This window comes from Entomomonas asaccharolytica (assembly GCF_016653615.1).
Lineage (GTDB): Bacteria > Pseudomonadota > Gammaproteobacteria > Pseudomonadales > Pseudomonadaceae > Entomomonas > Entomomonas asaccharolytica.
In genome coordinates this window covers 2,169,094-2,188,796 of record NZ_CP067393.1, presented here as the reverse complement: position 1 = coordinate 2,188,796, position 19,703 = coordinate 2,169,094, and the positions used below count along the sequence as shown (strand labels likewise).

Annotated in this window: 16 protein-coding genes; 14 read left to right on the top strand and 2 right to left on the bottom strand. The window is 37.8% G+C overall.

Features of this window, described 5'->3' with window-relative positions; translation table 11 throughout:
• The first annotated feature begins 30 nt into the window (after positions 1-30).
• Positions 31-1,065 (top strand): ferrochelatase, encoded by a 1,035-nt coding sequence (gene hemH / locus JHT90_RS10205; RefSeq protein ID WP_201090672.1) that lies wholly within the window; start codon positions 31-33, stop codon positions 1,063-1,065.
• Here the strand turns inward: hemH and ttcA are convergent.
• Positions 1,062-1,886 carry a tRNA 2-thiocytidine(32) synthetase TtcA gene (gene ttcA / locus JHT90_RS10200; RefSeq protein WP_201090671.1) on the bottom strand — a complete coding sequence of 275 codons (825 nt, stop codon included), beginning with the start codon at positions 1,884-1,886 and terminating at the stop codon, positions 1,062-1,064. The genes hemH and ttcA overlap by 4 nt on opposite strands.
• Before the next feature lie 156 nt (positions 1,887-2,042).
• On the opposite strand from ttcA, the gene JHT90_RS10195 reads away from it, so the two are divergent.
• The 7 genes from JHT90_RS10195 (at position 2,043) to JHT90_RS10165 (ending at position 11,675) form a co-directional block, all read left to right on the top strand.
• Positions 2,043-3,266: a DUF3426 domain-containing protein gene (locus tag JHT90_RS10195; protein WP_201095836.1), complete on the top strand. Its 1,224-nt coding sequence runs from the start codon at positions 2,043-2,045 to the stop codon at positions 3,264-3,266.
• Between the two features lie 157 nt (positions 3,267-3,423).
• A complete protein-coding gene (locus JHT90_RS10190) occupies positions 3,424-5,526 on the top strand; it encodes a type VI secretion system Vgr family protein (protein WP_201090670.1) in 2,103 nt (700 codons plus the stop codon).
• A 20-nt stretch (positions 5,527-5,546) separates the two neighbouring features.
• A complete protein-coding gene (locus JHT90_RS10185; RefSeq protein WP_201090669.1) occupies positions 5,547-6,017 on the top strand; it encodes a hypothetical protein in 471 nt (156 codons plus the stop codon).
• 82 nt (positions 6,018-6,099) lie between these two features.
• Positions 6,100-9,582 carry a peptidoglycan DD-metalloendopeptidase family protein gene (locus JHT90_RS10180; protein ID WP_201090668.1) on the top strand — a complete coding sequence of 1,161 codons (3,483 nt, stop codon included), beginning with the start codon at positions 6,100-6,102 and terminating at the stop codon, positions 9,580-9,582.
• Positions 9,579-10,019: a hypothetical protein gene (locus JHT90_RS10175; protein WP_201090667.1), complete on the top strand. Its 441-nt coding sequence runs from the start codon at positions 9,579-9,581 to the stop codon at positions 10,017-10,019. The genes JHT90_RS10180 and JHT90_RS10175 overlap by 4 nt, the downstream gene beginning before the upstream one ends.
• A gap of 629 nt (positions 10,020-10,648) precedes the next feature.
• Positions 10,649-11,020 carry a hypothetical protein gene (locus JHT90_RS10170; protein ID WP_201090666.1) on the top strand — a complete coding sequence of 124 codons (372 nt, stop codon included), beginning with the start codon at positions 10,649-10,651 and terminating at the stop codon, positions 11,018-11,020.
• A gap of 166 nt (positions 11,021-11,186) precedes the next feature.
• Positions 11,187-11,675 (top strand): hypothetical protein, encoded by a 489-nt coding sequence (locus tag JHT90_RS10165; protein ID WP_201090665.1) that lies wholly within the window; start codon positions 11,187-11,189, stop codon positions 11,673-11,675.
• Positions 11,676-11,759: 84 nt separating this feature from the next.
• Here the strand turns inward: JHT90_RS10165 and JHT90_RS10160 are convergent, their stop codons facing one another.
• Positions 11,760-12,305, bottom strand: a complete 546-nt coding sequence (locus tag JHT90_RS10160) for a TIGR00645 family protein (protein WP_201090664.1) — start codon at positions 12,303-12,305, stop codon at positions 11,760-11,762.
• A gap of 465 nt (positions 12,306-12,770) precedes the next feature.
• Here JHT90_RS10160 and secA point away from each other — a divergent pair, with 465 nt between their 5' ends.
• From secA to JHT90_RS10130, 6 genes are all read left to right on the top strand, one after another.
• Complete coding sequence (secA, locus tag JHT90_RS10155) at positions 12,771-15,527, top strand: preprotein translocase subunit SecA (protein WP_201090663.1); 2,757 nt, start codon at positions 12,771-12,773, stop codon at positions 15,525-15,527.
• Positions 15,528-15,611: 84 nt separating this feature from the next.
• Positions 15,612-16,835 (top strand): bifunctional glutamate N-acetyltransferase/amino-acid acetyltransferase ArgJ, encoded by a 1,224-nt coding sequence (gene argJ, locus JHT90_RS10150; RefSeq protein ID WP_201090662.1) that lies wholly within the window; start codon positions 15,612-15,614, stop codon positions 16,833-16,835.
• 42 nt (positions 16,836-16,877) lie between these two features.
• Positions 16,878-17,186, top strand: coding sequence for a hypothetical protein (locus JHT90_RS10145; RefSeq protein WP_201090661.1), 309 nt, complete (start codon positions 16,878-16,880; stop codon positions 17,184-17,186).
• Positions 17,187-17,220: 34 nt separating this feature from the next.
• The gene (locus JHT90_RS10140) at positions 17,221-18,168 is read left to right on the top strand and encodes a Nudix family hydrolase (protein ID WP_201090660.1); all 948 of its coding nucleotides are present in this window, start codon (positions 17,221-17,223) and stop codon (positions 18,166-18,168) included.
• Positions 18,169-18,330: 162 nt separating this feature from the next.
• Positions 18,331-18,645, top strand: a complete 315-nt coding sequence (locus JHT90_RS10135; protein ID WP_201090659.1) for a putative quinol monooxygenase — start codon at positions 18,331-18,333, stop codon at positions 18,643-18,645.
• A gap of 50 nt (positions 18,646-18,695) precedes the next feature.
• Positions 18,696-19,700 carry an asparaginase gene (locus JHT90_RS10130; protein WP_201090658.1) on the top strand — a complete coding sequence of 335 codons (1,005 nt, stop codon included), beginning with the start codon at positions 18,696-18,698 and terminating at the stop codon, positions 19,698-19,700.
• The last annotated feature ends 3 nt before the right edge of the window (positions 19,701-19,703 follow it).

Here is a 19,703-nt window from a genome sequence, read left to right as displayed (position 1 = left end):
GATGTGGTAGCTGTTCTTTTGAGGAATTTTATGTCAAATCACGCATTGTTGTTAATGAATTTGGGTTCACCAAAGTCTCCAAAAACAGAGGATGTTAAGCCTTATTTAAAGCAGTTTTTAATGGATCCCTATGTTGTTGATTTGCCTTGGCCTATTCGTAAGCTATTGGTGTCAATGATTTTAATCAAGCGTCCAGAGGCTTCGGCGCATGCTTATCAAAGTATATGGTGGAGTGAAGGTTCTCCATTAGTGGTGTTAAGTAAGCGTTTGCAGAAGATGATGGAGTTACATTGGCAGCATGGGCCAGTAGCATTGGCAATGCGCTATGGTGAGCCTAGTATTGAGTCGGTGTTATTAGGGTTAAAAAAGCAAGGTGTAGAGCAGGTGACATTGGCACCGCTTTATCCACAATTTGCTGAGAGTACGGTGACTACTGCCTTGGAAGAGGTGAAAAGGGTCGTGAAGGGGCATGGTTTGTCCTTTAAATTTAAGTTGTTAGCGCCTTTTTATAATCAGCCTCGTTATCTTAATGCGTTGGTAAGTAGTGCGCAGGAAGTAATGCAACAGGATTTTGATCATTTGTTGTTTAGCTTTCATGGCGTTCCTGAGCGGCATATTCATAAGTTGGTTAAGGATAGTCAGCATAATTTGCAAGCAACCCATAGCAGCCAGATAGATCAAAAGCATATTGATGTTTGCTATCGTACACAGTGTTTAAAAACAGCCGAGTTATTTGCTGAGCGGGTAGGCTTACCTGATGATAAATGGTCGGTTTCTTTTCAGTCTCGGTTAGGTCGTACTAAGTGGATTGAGCCTTATACGGATAGGCATTTGGATGAGTTAGCGGCTAAGGGTGTAAAACGTTTATTGGTGATGTCACCTGCGTTTGTGGCTGATTGCTTAGAGACTTTGGAGGAGATTGGAATTCGTGGTCGTGAACAGTTTTTAGCGGCTGGCGGAAGCAGTTTTGAGTTGATTCCTTGTTTAAACGATACACCTTCTTGGGTGGTTGCTTTAAATCAGTTGTGCCAGCCTGAAGAAACGAAACCTTTTATGATTAATTAGAGTTGCATTAAGTCGATAAATCGTGGAGTGGCTTGCTCGTCTATTTTTAGGTCGGTAAAGTTAAAGAGTTTTGTATCAGCCAGTTGGGAAGGTACAACATTTTTTAATGCACGAAACATGATTTCAACACGGCCTGGATGGTCTTTCTCCCATTTATTTAGCATTTCTTTTACTACTTGGCGTTGTAGATTGTCTTGAGAGCCACATAGATTGCAAGGAATAATAGGGAATTCTTTAAGAGCTGCATAGCTTTCAATATCTTTTTCCATGCAGTAGGCTAGCGGTCTGATTACAATATTACGCTTGTCATCTGCTAATAGTTTAGGCGGCATTGCTTTTAAAGTACCACCGTAGAATAGGTTAAGGAAAAAAGTTTCTACAATGTCATCACGATGATGACCAAGGGCTATTTTATTGGCGCCAATTTCATCGGCATAGGTATAAAGTGCGCCGCGTCTTAAGCGTGAGCAAAGTGAGCAGGTGGTTTTTCCCTCAGGAATTTTTTCTTTAACAATTGAGTAGGTGTCTTTTTCAATAATATGGTAGTCAACACCTATCGAGCTTAAGTAAGCAGGCAATATATGTTCTGGAAAGCCGGGTTGTTTTTGGTCTAAATTAACAGCAACTAGGCTAAATTGAATGGGCGCTACTTTTTGCAGGTATAGTAGAATATCCAGTAGGGTATAACTGTCTTTGCCCCCTGAAAGGCAGACCATAATTTTATCACCTTGCTCAATCATATTATAGTCAGCCACAGCTTCACCTACTAAGCGACGCAGGCGTTTTTGTAGTTTGTTTTGATTGACTGAAAGTGTGGTCATGGAAGTTGCTACCTAATACTACTGACAAGAAAAAAGCAGTATTTTACCTGTATCTTTCAGTTAACACTAATTTTTCTTAATGGGTTGTGGTAACAGCATTTCTTTTTAATGAATAAGTCGTTAAAATGTCGAGCTTGTAACCAGAACTAATACGCAATGACTGATAAGTATATTATTGAATGCCCTAGTTGTAAGGTGCGCTTCTTCGTCACGGATGATTTGCTCTCTGCTGCGGGCGGAGCATTGCGTTGCGGATTCTGTAAGCATGTCTTTAATGGCAATGATTATATTGTTTATCAAACCTTAAGATCTGTCACAGAGCCTGTTGAGTCAACCATTGAGCAAGCTTCTACCAATCATCAACAAAAAGCATCTCAACCAGAAAAAACACAACAAGCTAAAACAGATCATGCTGATGATTATTGGAATAAAGTAGTTGATACATTGACTACTTTTTCTGTGGATTTTAAATCGGTTAATGAATCAGCGGTAGAAGCTAGTGAATTTAATTTTGCTAGTGAAGAGCTAGCCACCCAACAAAGTTTATTTACTGCTGAGGAAGTGTCCACCAATAAAACATATATTGATGCTGATATTGTTGCGGCTCTGGATAAGATTGATTTTGATGAGTTATTACAATTAGATGATGCAGAATTAATTGCTAAACAAAGTAAAGATATTACCACGGTATTAACTAATATTAATGCTTCATCGTTGGAGACGGTTAATTCTCAGCAAGCATTAGTGCTTGAGGAGGAGTCATCCGCCCTTGATGAAAAACATCAGCTAATTATAGAAGATGGTGTAGCCACTGATATTTATGGTAATCGCCTTAAAAAAGTATCAGATGTGGATTTTTCAATACCTAGTCAATCTAAGTCGAAAATAGTCAATAAACATACCCTATTATGGACTATATTAACTTTACTGGCAGTGTTGGTATTATTGGGGCAGTATTTACGCTATGCAGCCCCTGAAATGTCAAAAATAGAAGCTAATAGAGCTTGGGCTGAGCAAGTCTGTAGTTATTTGTGGTGTGATATACCTGATTTAGTAGATGTGCAAAAAATTATCACCAGTCAGCTATTGGTAAGAAGCAATCCACAACATGACGGGGTGCTAAATGTTGATGCGATTATTCGTAATGATTTAACCGTTTTCCAACCATTCCCAGTAATAGAGTTACGTTTTACTGATTTAAATGGGCAGATAGTGGCTAGTCGTCGTTTTTCACCTGATGAATACTTATCTCACGAAACCTTAAAGAAAAATAAAATGCCCCCACAGACTCCAATTTATATCTCATTTGAAATTATCGATCCAGGCGAAGAAGCCGTAGGTCATTCGCTGTATTATTACCCTGCTGTACAATCAAATTAAGCTTTAATTAATCTAAAAAAGTGATAATCATCACCATATTATAATAAAATTAACTTGCAGATAAGTAAAACTAATACTAGTATTCAAAAATATTATTTAAGTGATTTACTTTAGGGTTGAGTAGTACCTAGGGATTAAGAGATATAATGGAGTATTTATGTTTGACTCAGCTAATAGCACGCATTTTAGCTTAGATGTTGAAGGCGTAGAAAGTAATGCCAAGCTACAAGTGCTAGCTTTCGAAGGAATAGAAGCTATTTCTAGCGATTATGCCTTTGAAATTACCTTAGTTTGTAACCATATCCGTTTTGATATTACCCAACTGCTTAGTAAACCTGCTTTTCTAGCCTTTAATCCAGACAAATCAGAAGGAATCAATGGTGTAATCCAATCGGTTAAGCGCGGCGCAGTAGGGCAACACTATGCCACCTACAAAGTTATCCTAACGCCTACCTTAACCCATCTTAAAAAACGTACTAATCAACGGGTATTCCGTGATAAAACAGTACCTGAAATTATCTCAGCAATTCTTACTGAATATGGAATGCAAGAAGGTGCTCAATTTGAATTCAAACTTAAAGACACCTACCCAATCAGAGAATACTGCACTCAATACGACCAAACAGACTATCAATTTATCAACCACTTAGCGGAAAGTGAGGGTATTTTTTATTACTTTGAACATAGTCAAGAACAGCACAAACTCACCTTTGCTGACGCAAATCCCTTCTTTCCTACCTTAGCTCAAGCTATTAAATATATTAGTGATACAGGCTTTGTAGCCGATGAAAGAGTGCTTAAACGTTTTGATATAGGGCTATCTAGCTGCACCACCGAAGCCTCATGGCGTAACTACAACTTCCAAAACATGAAAATTCCAGAAGGCAATTTTGCAGGTACTCAAAGTGCTAAAGCCAATGAAGCGATAGAACCAAGTTTAGAAAGTTATGATTATCCTAGTCGTCATATGGACAAAGCTAGAGCAGACCATCTAGCCAAAGTAGAAATAGAACGACTAAGAGCAAGTCAAATCCTTGCCGAAGCCTATGGTGATGTAATAGGGCTGCATGCAGGACTCTACATTACTGTAGATAACCACCCTCTACCTGATACAGAACAACCTTGGCTAATCAATCAAATTAGACATGCAGGCAAACAACCTGCGGTACTGGAAGCTTTTGGTGATACAACATCAGCTAATAGTACTATGGCAACAAGCCAGCTCCATAAATATTTTAATTACCCTGTTTCTTCGCAATTGCAATTTCCTTTAGAGGACTTCTCGCAGGGTTATCGAAATGTAGCAGTATTAACTCCCCAAGATGTACCTTATAGACCACAAAAGCTGCATCCGAAACCTAAAGTGCTAGGCGCACAAACGGCCATAGTAACAGGTGCGGCAGGTGAAGAAATTTACTGTGATGAATATGGCAGAATAAAAATTCAATGTCATTGGGATAGAGAAGGTAATTATGATGAAAATTCAAGTCATTGGGTAAGAGTGGCTTCTAATTGGGCACATGATGGCTATGGTGCTGTGGTAATTCCTCGAGTAGGCATGGAGGTACTTGTAGAATATGAAGAAGGTGATCCAGATTTCCCTATAGTTGTAGGTGCTATTCATAATGGAGTCAACAAAGTTCCTTATGATTTACCAGCGAACAAAACCAGATCAGTATTCAAAACCTCCTCCTCGAAAGGTGGTGTAGGCTCCAATGAATTTAGAATTGAAGATAAGGCAGATGAAGAACAAATCTTTATACAAGCCCAAAAAGACTTCGACCAATTGACCAAAAACAACCACACCATAGAAGTTAGAAATAATAGCCATTTACAAGTGCAAAATGAACACAGTGAGACTATCGTTAAAAACAGATATACCAAGAATGAAAGTGAAGAACATCACTTAACAGAATTGGATCGTAAAACACAGATACTAATGAACGATCATAAGACAGTGGCTCAAGAAGAGCATACCAGTGTCGGTACCATCTATACTTCTGAAGCAGGTATGGAAATTCATCTTAAGGCAGGTGAGCAATGTGTAGTGGATGGCGGTTTATCTCTAACACTGAAAGCAGGTGGCCAACATATAGTGTTAAACCCAGCAGGTATATGGATGACAACACCACAATTTACAGGTGGTGCTCCCATGGTAGGTACACCTGCAAATCCATTATTGCCTTTTGCTAAAGAGGCAGCAGTTGAAGAGACAGATACCCCACCAATTTGGAAAGGGTTTGTATTGTTTTCTGAGTAGTTATTAAATAGGAGGTAAAAATGGCTAACTTTTTTTCTAAAATAGTAATAAGTTTAACTTTTGTTTTTTGGGTTATTAATAGTTCTGCTACTACCTTGGAAGAACAATTTGAGGGATTATTACATTGTGATCAAATGGGAAAGTTAAAAGGTATTTATTTTGATCAATATAGTCAAGAGGTTAATCTATCTAGAACACCCTATTTTATAGAAAGAAAACTGAGACCATGTGAGTTAGATTCACTAGCCACTTATTGTATTGACGATACTTATTATGGTTTAGCTGTAGAAAAAGTATCCATACCTCATAATATGTCAATTTATGCAATTTATTTTAAAGATGATGTTGAAACAGTTAAGAAACAATTAAGTAATTATATGGAAATTATAAATTTTGACCCAAATGTTAAATCTCCTAAATATCCCTCTTTAATACCTAATCAGAATGACCACAAAAAATCTATTTTATTTTGTGATTTTTATGATGAATAACTGAGAACAAATTAAGCAAGATTTTTGTTATAGAAATTAAATAGGAAAATTTAAGATTTAGTACTTAAGGAAGGAAGTAATTATGGCTACATACTATAATCCAGGGACACCTTTCAGAAGAGGAAGTCGTTTTTCAGTAGCTAGGAATGACCCACTGGGAACAAGAGGTGTAAGACCTCATAAGGGAGATGATTGGCCTGCTCCAGCGGGAACCCCTATTCCTGCAGCTGCAGATGGAGAAGTTATTCATCTGGGGTTTGATAGAAATGGTTATGGTAATTATATAGTATTAGAACATCATAATAATGGAAGTATAGTACATACATTGTATGCTCATATGCAAACAAGGTCTCCATTGGCAAAGGGAACCCATGTTACAAAAAATAGTAGTGTAGGACCTGTTGGAACTACAGGTGGTAGTACAGGTAACCATTTACATTTTGAAATTAGAACTGGGGGGACAGCAGGTGCTCCTTTATCAGGTACGCCTGTAGATCCTGCAACTTATGACATTTCAGGATTGATAGATCCTAACAATACTGGTAATGGAAATGAGAAAAAAAATACAGCTATAAATAGTAGTCTTAAATTTCCAGTTGCTCAACTTGATGGTAAAGAATATACGGCAGATGAGCTTTATGGTTTATTAGCAGATGAAGACAGTGGTTACTATTTATTAAGTGCTAATAGATTATGGCATGGTGGTGTTCATTTCACTAATAAGAAATTTCCTCAGTGTGTGAATGATGTACCTATTAGAGCTATTGCTGATGGAAAGGTAGTTGCCTATCGACTAAATGATGTACATGAGTATGTTGAGCAAACGATTTCAGTTACTGGCGAAACTTTGGCTGAACCAATTAAACACCGTTATAGTACAGGTTTCTGCTTAATAAAACATGAATATGAAATTAAAAAATCAGAGGCACAAAAAGTACAAGAAGCAGAAGCTAAAAAGCAGCAGGAAGTTCAACAAAGGGTACAGCAAACAGCATCACAATTAAATGGTCAACAAATTACTATAAAAGGTGGCTCTCGTAATAGATACTCAGTTACTGATGGCAAAGTAGGTGCAAACAATGATAAATATGCAGGTGGTACAAGGTTAAATATTATTAATGTGAGTGAAACTTTGCATGGTGATTACTATTACGCTAAAGTACAACAAGAAAATATTACAGAAGAATTTTTTATTGCTTTGTTAGATAAAGAGGGTAATCCATTAAAAAGTGGAGGAAATCCATTCTTTGATATGCCACAAGCTGCTACGCCAAATACTCCTACTCAACCCGCAACGGCACAAACAACTAATAATAATCAGCCATCTAATACTGATGGTGATAAGGCTAAGAAAAACACAGATAGCTACAAACTAACATTCTATAGCCTTTATATGCATCTTAGTGCTTATGAAGATTATTTGCCTAAAAAAGGAGAGAAGAAACAAGTACAAAAACAAATATTTACTATCAAAGCTACTAATTTAAATGTTAGAGAAAAGTTTAGAGGGGAAGGTGGCCAGGCGATAGGCTACATTTCTGATGGTGCAACTATAGAAGCAGAAATTAATGCTGATACCTTAAAAACAACAGGTAATATAACTGACCTTAAAGCCACTATTAAATCAGGTAGTGTTACTAAAGGTTCTACTACAGTAAAGCAAGTAGGTGATGTTATATGGGTACCTATTCGTTCAGGTAATAACCGTTATATTGTTGAAGCGTTACCGCAATTACCTACACCACCAAAAGAAAAAACGAGACCCAACTATTGGCAGGGTACAGTAACTGCTGGAGTAAGCCCTGCTAGCAAAGACCAACAAAATGCTAGTGGCTTAGAAATTTATGCCAGCAAAGCAGATTTAGAAAAACGTGTTAATCGTATAGCAGTACTTAACGCTAATGCTAGCAATAAATTTACTTATGAAAGTGATAAAGTTGAATTAATTCAAAGTACAGATGGAAAACCATCAGTTTTATTAGCTGAATGTAAACCTGCTGCTGGTGCACAATTTTCCTACGCTAAAGGTGAACCTGTTGCAATACCTAGCGTTTTTTGGACTACAGTAGACACAGGTAAATCAATTATTATTGAAAAGTTAGAGCCTAAACAATTTAATTCTGTTATTAAGTGCGATATTGATATAAAAGCAGGCGATGCTTTAGGCTATATGGGGCTATATGAAACTCCCACCCAAACAGGTGAGCAAAAAAGCAAGCGACAAGTCCATGTTGAAGTGTTTATTAGTGATGAAAAAGATGTAAATGTTTTACTAAATAACCCTTTAAAATTAACTGATGGTAAGCAATATATAAGATTACCAAAAGGCACAGGTTTATTTGATAAGCCTATACCACAATCACCTGCCACAGCAAATGCTACAGGTACTCAGCCTGCTACTACTACACCACAAGCTAGTCCTGCTGCAAGTTATACTTTAACGCGAGATCACGTATTTGCTATTGATAAACTTACCCTAGAAAAAGACCCTGATGGTAAAGAGTGGTATGTAATAGCTGCTGAAAAGCATTCAGGGCGTGTTCAAAAAACTGCAACTAGTCCAGAAGTGGTTAATCAGTATGAATGGACAAAATTAGGATTCCAAGTAGTTAAAGAAACGAATTCAAACTCTGATGGCTATTTAGATTTAGATAAAATGCCACAAATCTTTAAAGATATACATACTCAAATAGATACTAATAAGGATGGCAAGATAGATGAAAGCGAATTACAAACAGCATTAAAAGATTCAGATTTACGGGATCAATGGTGTAAATTTATAGCTTATCACCCTACAGAGTGGAGAGTAGATACTAGTTCATTAATTGCATGCTTTACAAAAATTCTAATTTCTCCGTTTATTACAGGCGTTAGATTACTGTTTGGTCAATCATTACTTGATCAAGAAACAAAGCGTATGTTAAAACTATCTTTTTGGGAGAAAGTGGGACATGCCAATAGTACAGAAGTTTATCATTTTCATCCTGTTACTTTTGTAGAGTATATATCAACTACATCTACTGATATGAAACTCATATGGATGAAAAGAGTGATTAAGCGTTATGGTAATACAGTTGCAGAGCAATTTAGATCAAGAATTATAAAAATGGGAAAGGACTTACAAATTGACCCTAATTTTATTATGGCATGTATGGCTTTAGAAACTGTTAAAACCTTTGATTCTGCTATTAAAAACCCTGGTTCGACTGCAACGGGTTTAATCCAATTTATGAGAGGTACAGCTATAGCTCTAGGTACTACTACTCAAGCGTTGGCAACAATGGGGGTGATAGCTCAATTAGAATATGTTGAAAAATATTTTGTTATGACAGCAAAAAATGTAGGTGTTCCAACAAAAGATTGGGTTTTAGAAGATGTGTACTGTGCGATTTTTACTCCTTCTTTAATAAAGCAAAATTTAGATTATATTGCTTATTCTAGAGGTAGTGAGGCTTATGAAAAGAATCAAGGGCATGATAGAAATAAAGATGGTAATATTACAAAACGAGAGATTGCTCAAAATATCCAAATATATTATAGAGAAGGATTTAAGGAGATAGCATGATGAGGGTTATAATTTTAATTTTTCTATTTCTAACACAGTTTGTATTAGCAGATACACAAGAAGCTAATATATTAATTAGTGCTAATACAATAAAAGAACAAAATCCTGAAATAACAATGTTAGATGGAGAAGTTCAAGTAAATGTTAATGATAATAACTTAGCTGATGTAATTAAGTATTCTTATAGTAACATAATGCCAGCAGTTGCTTGTGATTTTGGTGATAAAGAATGTGAAAAGAGTAATATTGAGAATGGTAATCAGCCAATACTAACTTTTAGTATAGTTCTTGATAATTCGGATGAAGAAATTCATGTTAGCTATATGTGTACATCAATAGGTATTATGAACATTATATCTCAAGGAATGAGAGATATTTTTTGTGGTTCATCTTATGTACTTAGATGGAATGGTCATAACTATGTCCTTAAGGAATAAAACTATTATCTTTTGAAGTTATTTATATTTCATAGAATTTATTTAATTCTGATTTAACTCTATTTGAAAGGGTTATACCTGATATTATGACTGCATCTTTATAACAGAACGAATATTATACTCTTGTAATTCTTGCTTGTAATATAAGGCTCGCTGCATATTAATTGAGTATAGTATATGGAAAATTAGTTTCAGATTCATTATATTAGTTGAATAACAACTTTTAGTCATTAAGTTTAGATAGTAATAAGTAATGATGTTAAAACAGATAATTTTAATCTTGATGATATTTTCTATTTCACAAAATGCTTTTTCTAAAGAGGTATATCCACAAGATGTTACTAGTTTTATATAAAAAAGAGATCAATGTGATCATCTACGTGGTGAAATTTCGGGTAAGCCAGAGATTGATAATACTAGAAACTTAAATGCGGAGCTGGATAGCTATTGTAAAGGAACGGATCAGGCATTATTGAGATTAGAAAGTAAGTACAAAGATAATACTAGTATTCTTAAAAAGTTAGAAACATATGGTGAGAATATTGAATCTGATACTGATAATAACGAAAATGATCATCTTTTTGAAAAGTATTCAGTCACTAGCTATCAAGGTGATATAAAGATTCCTAGTGAGTATACTTAGTAAGGGTAATATTTGGTTTGATCATTTAGGGAAAGTAGTTAATCCTGTAGTCATTAACTTTTCAGGAAAATATTATATTGGTTTGCATAGCTGTGGTTATAGTTGTCGTTATTACACATTAAATAACTTAGCTGAAAATAAAGATTACTCAAATGAGCTAGGGCGTTTTACATTTAATCCTGAAACTAATAAAAACAGTAACTATTTTATTGAGTTGTTATATCAGCCTAGTAGCTACCTATTAATTGCTCGTTATTACAAAAATATAGATTCTGATGAGTATCAAGATTGTTATTTTGTATTTGAGGAAAATAAAATTAAAGGATTAAAGCAAGAAAAGTGTCCAGTATTTTTATAGATATATGCTATTTATTTAGGGGTAATTGGGGCTATACTATTGATAGAAAGAGCTGTTTAAAAATGGCCATTAACTTTTGTGTAATGCGGTGGTGATTATCTATCGTGTTAATTACTGAGCTGTAAAAAACATGAGAAGTTGTATTAATTTTTTGATTTATTTAATAATGTGTTTTTTGTTTGTAGGTGTTGTAAGTGCTCAGGGGGAGGGAGCTGATGAGTTTACGCGGAAGGATATAACTGCGTTACGGCAAGATTTTTTAAGGGGTAGGGATGTTCTTAAGGATAATGGCGTTTTTGTTGATTTAAAAGAAAAGGGATTTGTAAGTAAGGGTGAGATGCTGGCAATAATAAAAAAACAGGGCATAAGTTCTTTGTTTCCTAATAGGTTATCTTACCACTATTTTATTAAGTATTTGCAGTATCTGGTTGATAGTAGTGAGTTATCTGGTTCTATTTATCGGATGGTTAGTTATAAAGAGGGTAGTTTTGAGTGTCATTTTATTTTGCAAAATGAGGATGATTTTAGGATTATTTTAAATGTGCTAACCCCCACTAATGCAGCTAGTTTCCCTTATGCTGAGCAGTCTTATATTTATTATTTTGAGAAGGTAGATGGTAAGGTGGTGCTTGCTAAGATGGATATAGCAGGTTAAGCCTATTTAGTTAAGTTTTTATATTTCTAATGGAGGAGCGTTCTGCCCTCCATGTTTCTCTTTTTATGACTAGCTTGGGTTTGTCTATGATTCGTCATCTTGTGAGTTGTTGATCTGTTTTATTTTGGCTTTGCTTTTTTTGCCTAAGTTGTCCATATAAGTAACTACTAGGGCGGAAACGACGAAAGTTAGGTGAAGAATAACGTACCACATGAGTTTGTCGTTTTCTATTTTTTGGGCATCCATAAACATTCTTAATAGGTGGATGGAGGAGATGGCGACAATGGAGACAGATACTTTGGTTTTTAAGGAGCCTGAGTCCATTTTGCCTAACCAGTCTAGTTTTTCCCGATGGCTATGGATGTTCATTTGGGAAACAAAGTTTTCATAGCTAGCAAACATAACCATGACCAGTAGCCCGCCTACCAGTACCATATCAATTAATGATAGTAGCTTGAGGATAAGTTCTGCTTCAGGCAGGTTGAAAATGGCAGGTAGTATATGAAATAGTTCTTGGTAAAATTTAATGGTTAGGGCAAGCAGCGCAATAGATAGTCCAAAGCATATTGGGGCAAGTATCCAGCGAGTTGAATACATTAAGTTTTCTAAGATAACTTCTGCTTTTTTCATTGATAATATTCCCTAAACCTTAGTAATCAATAGTAAGGCACGTAGTATAGCGAATACTGTGAGCAATAGACTAGTTAGCAATTAGATAAAAATATAAACATTTTGTATATGGTTATTGGTTTGTTTTGCTAAGTTTTTTGAAATATGTGTTGTTGAACAATTTGTTATAGAAAATATCTGTAATAGTTGTGCTTTATTTTGCTGGCAGGTGAAATGACGTGGTGTTAATGGTTGTAGCGGCTTCAGTCATTCACTTTAGTTAAAATTGTAGGGTAACAGTTATTATTATGTATTTTAATCTTCAATTCGGAGTAAAATAATTGCTTTTATTTCACTATTAGCGACAAAGTTATTTTATAATAACTAAATTTAGTTGAATTAATTGTTAATAGCAATTGCATGTCATTGCTCAGGGTCTGTTAGGTTTGATCCTGCCACGAAATATTTGAGGAAGATTCTGTTAATATGCTTGGTCCTTTACTGAATAAGCTTTTTGGAAGCAAAAACGATCGCGAAGTTAAACGCATGTCGAAAATGGTCAAGGCTATTAATGCTCTTGAGGAGAGCATGGTTGCTTTGCATGATGATCAACTACGTGCCAAAACAGTAGAATTTAGAGAGCGTATAGCAAAGGGTGAGAGTTTAAATAAATTATTGCCTGAGGCCTTTGCAGTTGCCCGTGAAGCGAGTAAGCGGGTAATGGGCATGCGTCACTTTGATGTGCAGTTAATTGGTGCGATGACGTTGCATGAGGGTAAGATTGCTGAGATGCGTACCGGTGAGGGTAAAACCTTAATGTGTACCTTAGCAGTTTATTTAAATGCTTTGTCGGGTAAAGGGGTGCATGTTGTAACGGTGAATGATTACTTAGCGAAACGTGATGCTAATTGGATGAGACCGTTATATGAGTTCTTAGGGATGAGTGTTGGTGTTATCGTTCCTTTCCAAGACCCAGAAGAAAAACGCGCTGCTTACCGCGCTGATATTACTTACGGTACTAATAACGAGTTTGGTTTCGATTATTTAAGAGATAATATGGCTTTCCGCCAAGAAGATAAGTTCCAACAAGTGCTTAACTTCGCTGTGGTGGATGAGGTTGACTCTATTTTAATCGATGAGGCAAGAACGCCATTAATTATTTCAGGTCAAGCTGAGGATAGTTCTGAGCTTTATATTCGTTTAGATAAGTTGATTCCAAAACTTTCGCAACAGATTGAAGAGGGCGAAGGTTCTGCTAAGGAAATCAAAAAAGAAGGTCACTATACAGTTGATGAGAAGTCGCGTACCGCTGAGTTAACAGAAATAGGTCATCAATACGTTGAAGATTTATTAATGGAGAATGGTTTGTTAGCAGAGGGTGATAGCCTATATTCTGCTAATAATGCTACGTTATTTAGCCATGTGCTTTCAGCATTAAGAGCCCATGTACTATATCACCGTAATGTTGAGTATATTATTCAGGATAATGAGGTGTTGTTGATTGATGAGCATACCGGTCGTCCAATGAAAGGGCGTCGCTTGTCAGAAGGCTTACACCAAGCTATTGAAGCAAAAGAGCAAGTACCTATTCAGCCAGAAAGCCAAACCTTGGCTTCTATTACTTTCCAGAACTTTTTCCGTTTGTACGATAAGTTGTCGGGCATGACGGGTACAGCAGATACTGAGGCCTTTGAATTCCGTCAAATTTATAACCTTGATGTGGTGGTTATTCCTACTAACCGCCCATTAGCACGTAAAGATGCTAATGATTTGGTATATATGACGCAAAAAGAGAAGTATGAGGCGATTATTCAGGAGATTAAAGCAGCACAAGAGCGTAAGCAACCTGTGTTAGTGGGTACGGCTTCGATTGATACCTCTGAATTGTTATCTACTGTGCTTGAGAAGGCTGGTATTAAACATAATGTGTTAAATGCTAAGTTCCATGATAAGGAAGCAGATATTATTGCACAGGCTGGTCGCCCTGGTGCAGTGACGATTGCAACCAATATGGCGGGTCGTGGTACGGATATTCTATTAGGTGGTAATTGGGAAGCAGAAGCAGCTAAGTTAGAAGAGCCAACTGCTGAGCAGTTAAAAGCGTTAGAAGAACAATGGCGTGATGATCACCAAACGGTATTGGAAGCAGGTGGTTTATTTGTGATTGGTACTGAGCGCCATGAGTCACGTCGTATTGATAATCAGTTGCGTGGTCGTTCTGGCCGTCAAGGTGACCCTGGTGCGAGCCGTTTCTATTTGTCATTAGAAGATAATTTAATGCGTATTTTCGCTTCTGATCGTATGCGTAGCATTATGCAAGTGCTGGGTATGAAAGAAGGCGAGGCGATTGAGCATCGTATGGTAACCAATGCCATTGAGAAAGCGCAACGTAAAGTAGAAGGCCGTAACTTTGATATTCGTAAGCAATTGCTTGAATATGATGATGTGGCTAACGAACAGCGTAAAGTTATCTATCATATGCGTGATACTATTTTAGAAACTAATGATATTAGCCATATTATTAAAGAGTTCCGCAATGAGGTGTTAACTGCCACTATTAATGATTATATTCCGCCTATGTCATTACCTGAGCAGTGGGATATTGCAGGCTTAGAGCAAGTTTTACGCACTGATTTTGGGCAGGAATTACCTATCCAACAATGGTTAGATGAAGATGATAAGCTCTATGAAGAAACTTTAAGAGAGCGTATTGAGCAAGCGGTTATTGAGAAATACGCGGCAGTTGAAGAAGAAGCAGGCGATGAAAATATTCGTGGCTTTGAAAAATATGTGTTGTTAAGAGAGATCGATGAGCTTTGGAAAGATCATTTAACCCGTATGGATCACTTACGCCAAGGAATTCATTTACGTGGTTATGCGCAGAAGAATCCTAAGCAAGAATATAAGCGTGAGTCGTTTGAGTTATTTGAGCGTTTGTTGAATACCATTAAGTACAATACAGTGAGTTTATTAGCTAATGCACAGGTAAACCACCATACAGCAGAAGAGGAGGAAGCACGTCTTCACCAAGAAGCTGAGCGTATTGCACAAAGTATGGTGTTCCAGCATGATGAGGCAACTTCATCATTGGATGAAAGCCCAGAGCAACAAGCTATTGAAGAGTTGGCGCCAACACAGCCACAGCAACCAGTGCGTCGTGAAGGGGCTAAGGTAGGACGGAATGATCCTTGTCCTTGTGGTTCTGGTAAAAAATATAAACAGTGTTGTGGTCGTATTGAATAAATTTTAATCACGCAGTAACCGTTATTTATCTTTCACACCACATCTTTTGTGGTGTGTTTGTTTTAGGCTTAGAGGAGTCTTAAAATGGCAGTAGGTTTGGAAATCCCTTCAGTATTAAGTCCTGTCAAAGGTTTTGAGTTAGGTATCGCTTCTGCAGGTATTAAAAAAGCTGGCCGTAAAGATGTAGTGCTAATGCGTTGCAGTGAGCAAGCACAGGTTGTGGGGGTATTTACCCGCAATGCGTTTTGTGCCGCGCCTGTTATTTTATCGAAAAAGCATTTGGCCACAGGTCAAGCAACTCGTTATTTTATTACCAATACGGGTAATGCTAATGCAGGGACAGGCCAACAGGGTTTACTATCAGCTCATGCAGTATGTGAGGCAGTGGCTAATGCTACAGGGGCTGCTGTGGAGGCTGTTTTGCCTTTTTCTACAGGGGTGATAGGTGAGCCATTACCCATAGAAAAAATTATGGCTGTTATTCCACAAGCGATGGCTGATTTAAAAGAAGATAATTGGTTAAATGCGGCTGAAGGTATTATGACAACGGATACAACCCCTAAAGGGGCAAGTGTACGTTTTCAGCATGAGGGTAAAACCATTACTGTAACAGGTATTAGTAAAGGGGCTGGGATGATTTGCCCTAATATGGGCACTATGTTGGGTTATATTGCAACTGATGCCAAGGTGGCTAAACCTGTCTTACAGGCTTTATTAGAAGATGCTACTAATAAGTCGTTTAATCGGATTACGATTGATGGTGATACTTCTACCAATGATAGTTGCGTGCTAGTAGCTACAGGCGAAACAGAGTTGCCTGAAATTACCCAGGCCAGTGGCGAATATTATGATAAGCTAAAAGTAGCCTTATTTTCGGTGGCAATGGAGTTAGCGCAAGCGATTGTGCGTGATGGAGAAGGCGCTACTAAGTTTGTAACGGTTAAGGTAAATGGTGGTAGTACTCATCAAGAGTGTTTAGATGTAGCCTATGCAGTGGCTCATTCGCCTTTGGTAAAGACGGCATTATTTGCTTCTGATCCTAACTGGGGACGTATTGTAGCCGCAGTGGGTTATTCTGGAGTGGCTAACTTAGATGTGAGCAAGGTTAATGTGTTTTTAGGTGATGTGCAGATTGTTGACGCAGGTGGGCGTGCCGCTAGTTATACTGAGGAGCAAGGGGCAAAAGCTATGCAACAAGCTGAGATTACAATTCGTATTGAGTTAAATCGTGGCGCTTGCCAAGAAACTATTTGGACTACTGACTTATCCCATGAGTATGTGAAGATTAATGCAGAATATCGTTCATAAATTTTAAGTGAGATTAATAACATAGCAAAACAAGGAGGATAGATGCCAATAGCAATAAAACAATGGATATTTTTTTTAGTTATTATGGTGTTTTATCTTTTATTGTTTCTGTTAGCAATTTATATTGCAGATTATGTGCCTGTTGATACTTTTGATCCTAGCGGTAGCCATAAAGTAGAACAGTCTTTAATGGCTGTTTGTGGAGCCTTTCTGGTTACTATGGTATTTATGATTGGGTGCCATTTTTGGGCTAGAAAGTGGGCTATTAATATGGGATGGTGTTGGTTAGCTAATATTGTATCAATCATTATGGCTTTGTTTGTATTAAATGCATTGGGGTTTTATTTATAAGTATGAAGATACTACCCATGCTAGAGGATAAAATGTGGAGCAAATTAAGGTAGTCGCTGCTATTATTCGTCAAAATGGGCGGGTGTTATTAGCACGTCGAGCTAAGCATAAACATCAAGGTGGCTTATGGGAGTTTCCTGGTGGTAAGATTGAGGCAGGCGAATCAGCTGAACAAGCTTTAAAACGCGAGTTAAAAGAGGAATTGGCGATTGAGGTGACCAAGCTGAACCCTGTGTTTCAGACCAGTCATCAGTATCCTGAATACGGTGTGCATTTAGATATTTGGGAAGTGACTGCTTTTGAAGGTGAGGCTGGGGGCGCAGAAGGGCAAGAGGTTATTTGGGTGCAGCCTAAAAATTTGTTGCAGTATGATTTCCCTGCTGCCAATAAAGCAATTATTACAGCAGCGCGTTTATCTAATCGTTATTTGATTACCCCTGAAAATTTGGATCGTGCTGAGATTATTGAGGGTATTCGTATTGCCTTGGATGAGGGCATTAAGCTGATTTGTTTACGCGCACCTCATTTTTTCGATCCTGATTACCGTGATTTGGCAATAGATGCGGTTGGGGTATGTGCAGGGCGTGCAGATTTATTGGTAAAAGGTGCCTTTGAGTGGTTAGGGGATTTCCCCAGTGCAGGTTGGCATGTCACTGCTGAGCAGTTACGTAAGTTAGCAGATAAAGGGCGGCCATTGCCTGCTAATCGATGGTTAGCGGCTTCTTGCCATAATGAGCAGGAGTTGGCTTTGGCTAAGAAGATGGGGGTGGATTTTGTAACCCTTTCGCCTGTTCAGAAAACGGCTACCCATCCTGATGTGGAACCTTTAGGTTGGGAGCGTGCCAAACAGTTAATCGCTGATTTTGATCGCCCTGTTTTTGTATTAGGTGGTTTAACGGGGCAAGATGTACCCACTGCGCAGCAAGCAGGAGCGCAGGGTGTGGCGGCTATACGTGGGTTATGGCCTTACGAGTTGGATTAACAGCCTATTTCAGTAGGCGCAATTGTTGCCGTCAGTTTGAATAGGAACAGCGCGGAAAAACCACAGCATACATGCGGTATGTGAGGATTTTGAGCACTGCTCTCGTTCAAAATGACAAATAAAATAGCCTAATGAGTTAGGCTCTAAGACGAGGGTAGAATAATGATTAGTGTATTTGCAGTAATGACAGCAAAAGCAGGTAAAAAACAGCAGGTATTGCAAATTGCTCGTGCTAACTTAGCCACGGTAAGAGCGGAGCAAGGTTGTCATGAATATCGTTTAGTAGAAGATGTGAACAATGCTGGCCCTTTCCAAAAACCATTAGGCGAGGATAGCTTTGCTTTTGTTGAGCAGTGGGAAAGTATGGCAGCCTTGCAAGCTCATTTGGCAACACCACATATGAATGCGTATGGTGAGAGCACTAAGGAGTTGTTGGCAGATAGTGCTATTTATGTCATGCAATCAGCAGATAACTAGTGGATTGATGTAAGTAAATTGGAATTTTAATAATAATTAGAGGCTTAAAGATGGCAATATTCCCTTATCAAAAAACGATGATTTTATATACTGGTGGTACGATTGGCATGATGCCCAGTGATAAGGGGTTGATTGCCAGTGCTGGCTTTGAGCATTATTTGCAGGATTATTTAAAAGATTTTGCAGAAATTGGTAATAATCAATGGCAGTATCAGGAGGTTGAGCCGCTGATTGATAGCGCTAATATGTCGCCTACCTATTGGCAGAATTTAGTGGGTTTTGTGGTTGATGCGGTTACTTGTGCTGAGTGTGATAGTGTGTTGATTTTACAAGGAACGGATACACTGGCCTATAGTGCTGCTGCTTTATCTTTTCAGTTATTAGGGTTTGATGTGCCTGTGTTGATGACGGGTGCCATGGAACCTGCGGCTGTAGAAGGTAGTGATGCTAAAGAGAATATTTGTGGTTCGATGGCTGCATTAAGCCAAGGTAAAGTGAACGGTGTACAAGTGTTTTTCCATGGTGAATTGCTGTCTGGCACCCGTTGCCGAAAATGGCGTAGTGTTGGTCGCAGTCCTTTTGTATCGTTACCTGCTTTACAACCTAAACCTTTGGTAACAAGGATGCCTGAGGAGTTAACTTATCCATTTGTGGGTAGTTTGCCTACGGTTACTATTTTGCCGTTATTTCCTGGGCTTACTGCATATCAGTTGCAGGGATTAATGGGGTTATTTTTGCATGGTTTGGTAATCGAATGTTATGGCAGTGGTACAGGCCCTAATGATGATGAGGCGTTTATTACTTGTATACAGCAGTTAATCGCACAGGGTGTAGTAGTGGTGGCGATTAGCCAGTGTCCAGAAGGTAGTGTCGATTTTTCTTATTATGAAGCTGCTAATACTTTTCAAGAAATTGGAGTAATTAGTGGTGGTTGTATGCCACGAGAAGCTGCACTGGCTAAATTAGGCCGTTTATTAGGCTTAGGATTAAGCGCCAGTGAGGTAGCTTATTATTTTTCGCAAAATCTATGTGGTGAGTTTGGGATTGGTGAGTAACGC

What these genes read in the sequence shown, in the direction of transcription:
- hemH (WP_201090672.1), top strand. Translation starts at nt 31, where the DNA reads ATGTCAAATCACGCATTGTTGTTAATGAATTTGGGTTCACCAAAGTCT.
- ttcA (WP_201090671.1), bottom strand. Translation starts at nt 1,886, where the DNA reads ATGACCACACTTTCAGTCAATCAAAACAAACTACAAAAACGCCTGCGT.
- JHT90_RS10195 (WP_201095836.1), top strand. Translation starts at nt 2,043, where the DNA reads ATGACTGATAAGTATATTATTGAATGCCCTAGTTGTAAGGTGCGCTTC.
- JHT90_RS10190 (WP_201090670.1), top strand. Translation starts at nt 3,424, where the DNA reads ATGTTTGACTCAGCTAATAGCACGCATTTTAGCTTAGATGTTGAAGGC.
- JHT90_RS10185 (WP_201090669.1), top strand. Translation starts at nt 5,547, where the DNA reads ATGGCTAACTTTTTTTCTAAAATAGTAATAAGTTTAACTTTTGTTTTT.
- JHT90_RS10180 (WP_201090668.1), top strand. Translation starts at nt 6,100, where the DNA reads ATGGCTACATACTATAATCCAGGGACACCTTTCAGAAGAGGAAGTCGT.
- JHT90_RS10175 (WP_201090667.1), top strand. Translation starts at nt 9,579, where the DNA reads ATGATGAGGGTTATAATTTTAATTTTTCTATTTCTAACACAGTTTGTA.
- JHT90_RS10165 (WP_201090665.1), top strand. Translation starts at nt 11,187, where the DNA reads ATGTGTTTTTTGTTTGTAGGTGTTGTAAGTGCTCAGGGGGAGGGAGCT.
- JHT90_RS10160 (WP_201090664.1), bottom strand. Translation starts at nt 12,305, where the DNA reads ATGAAAAAAGCAGAAGTTATCTTAGAAAACTTAATGTATTCAACTCGC.
- secA (WP_201090663.1), top strand. Translation starts at nt 12,771, where the DNA reads ATGCTTGGTCCTTTACTGAATAAGCTTTTTGGAAGCAAAAACGATCGC.
- argJ (WP_201090662.1), top strand. Translation starts at nt 15,612, where the DNA reads ATGGCAGTAGGTTTGGAAATCCCTTCAGTATTAAGTCCTGTCAAAGGT.
- JHT90_RS10145 (WP_201090661.1), top strand. Translation starts at nt 16,878, where the DNA reads ATGCCAATAGCAATAAAACAATGGATATTTTTTTTAGTTATTATGGTG.
- JHT90_RS10135 (WP_201090659.1), top strand. Translation starts at nt 18,331, where the DNA reads ATGATTAGTGTATTTGCAGTAATGACAGCAAAAGCAGGTAAAAAACAG.
- JHT90_RS10130 (WP_201090658.1), top strand. Translation starts at nt 18,696, where the DNA reads ATGGCAATATTCCCTTATCAAAAAACGATGATTTTATATACTGGTGGT.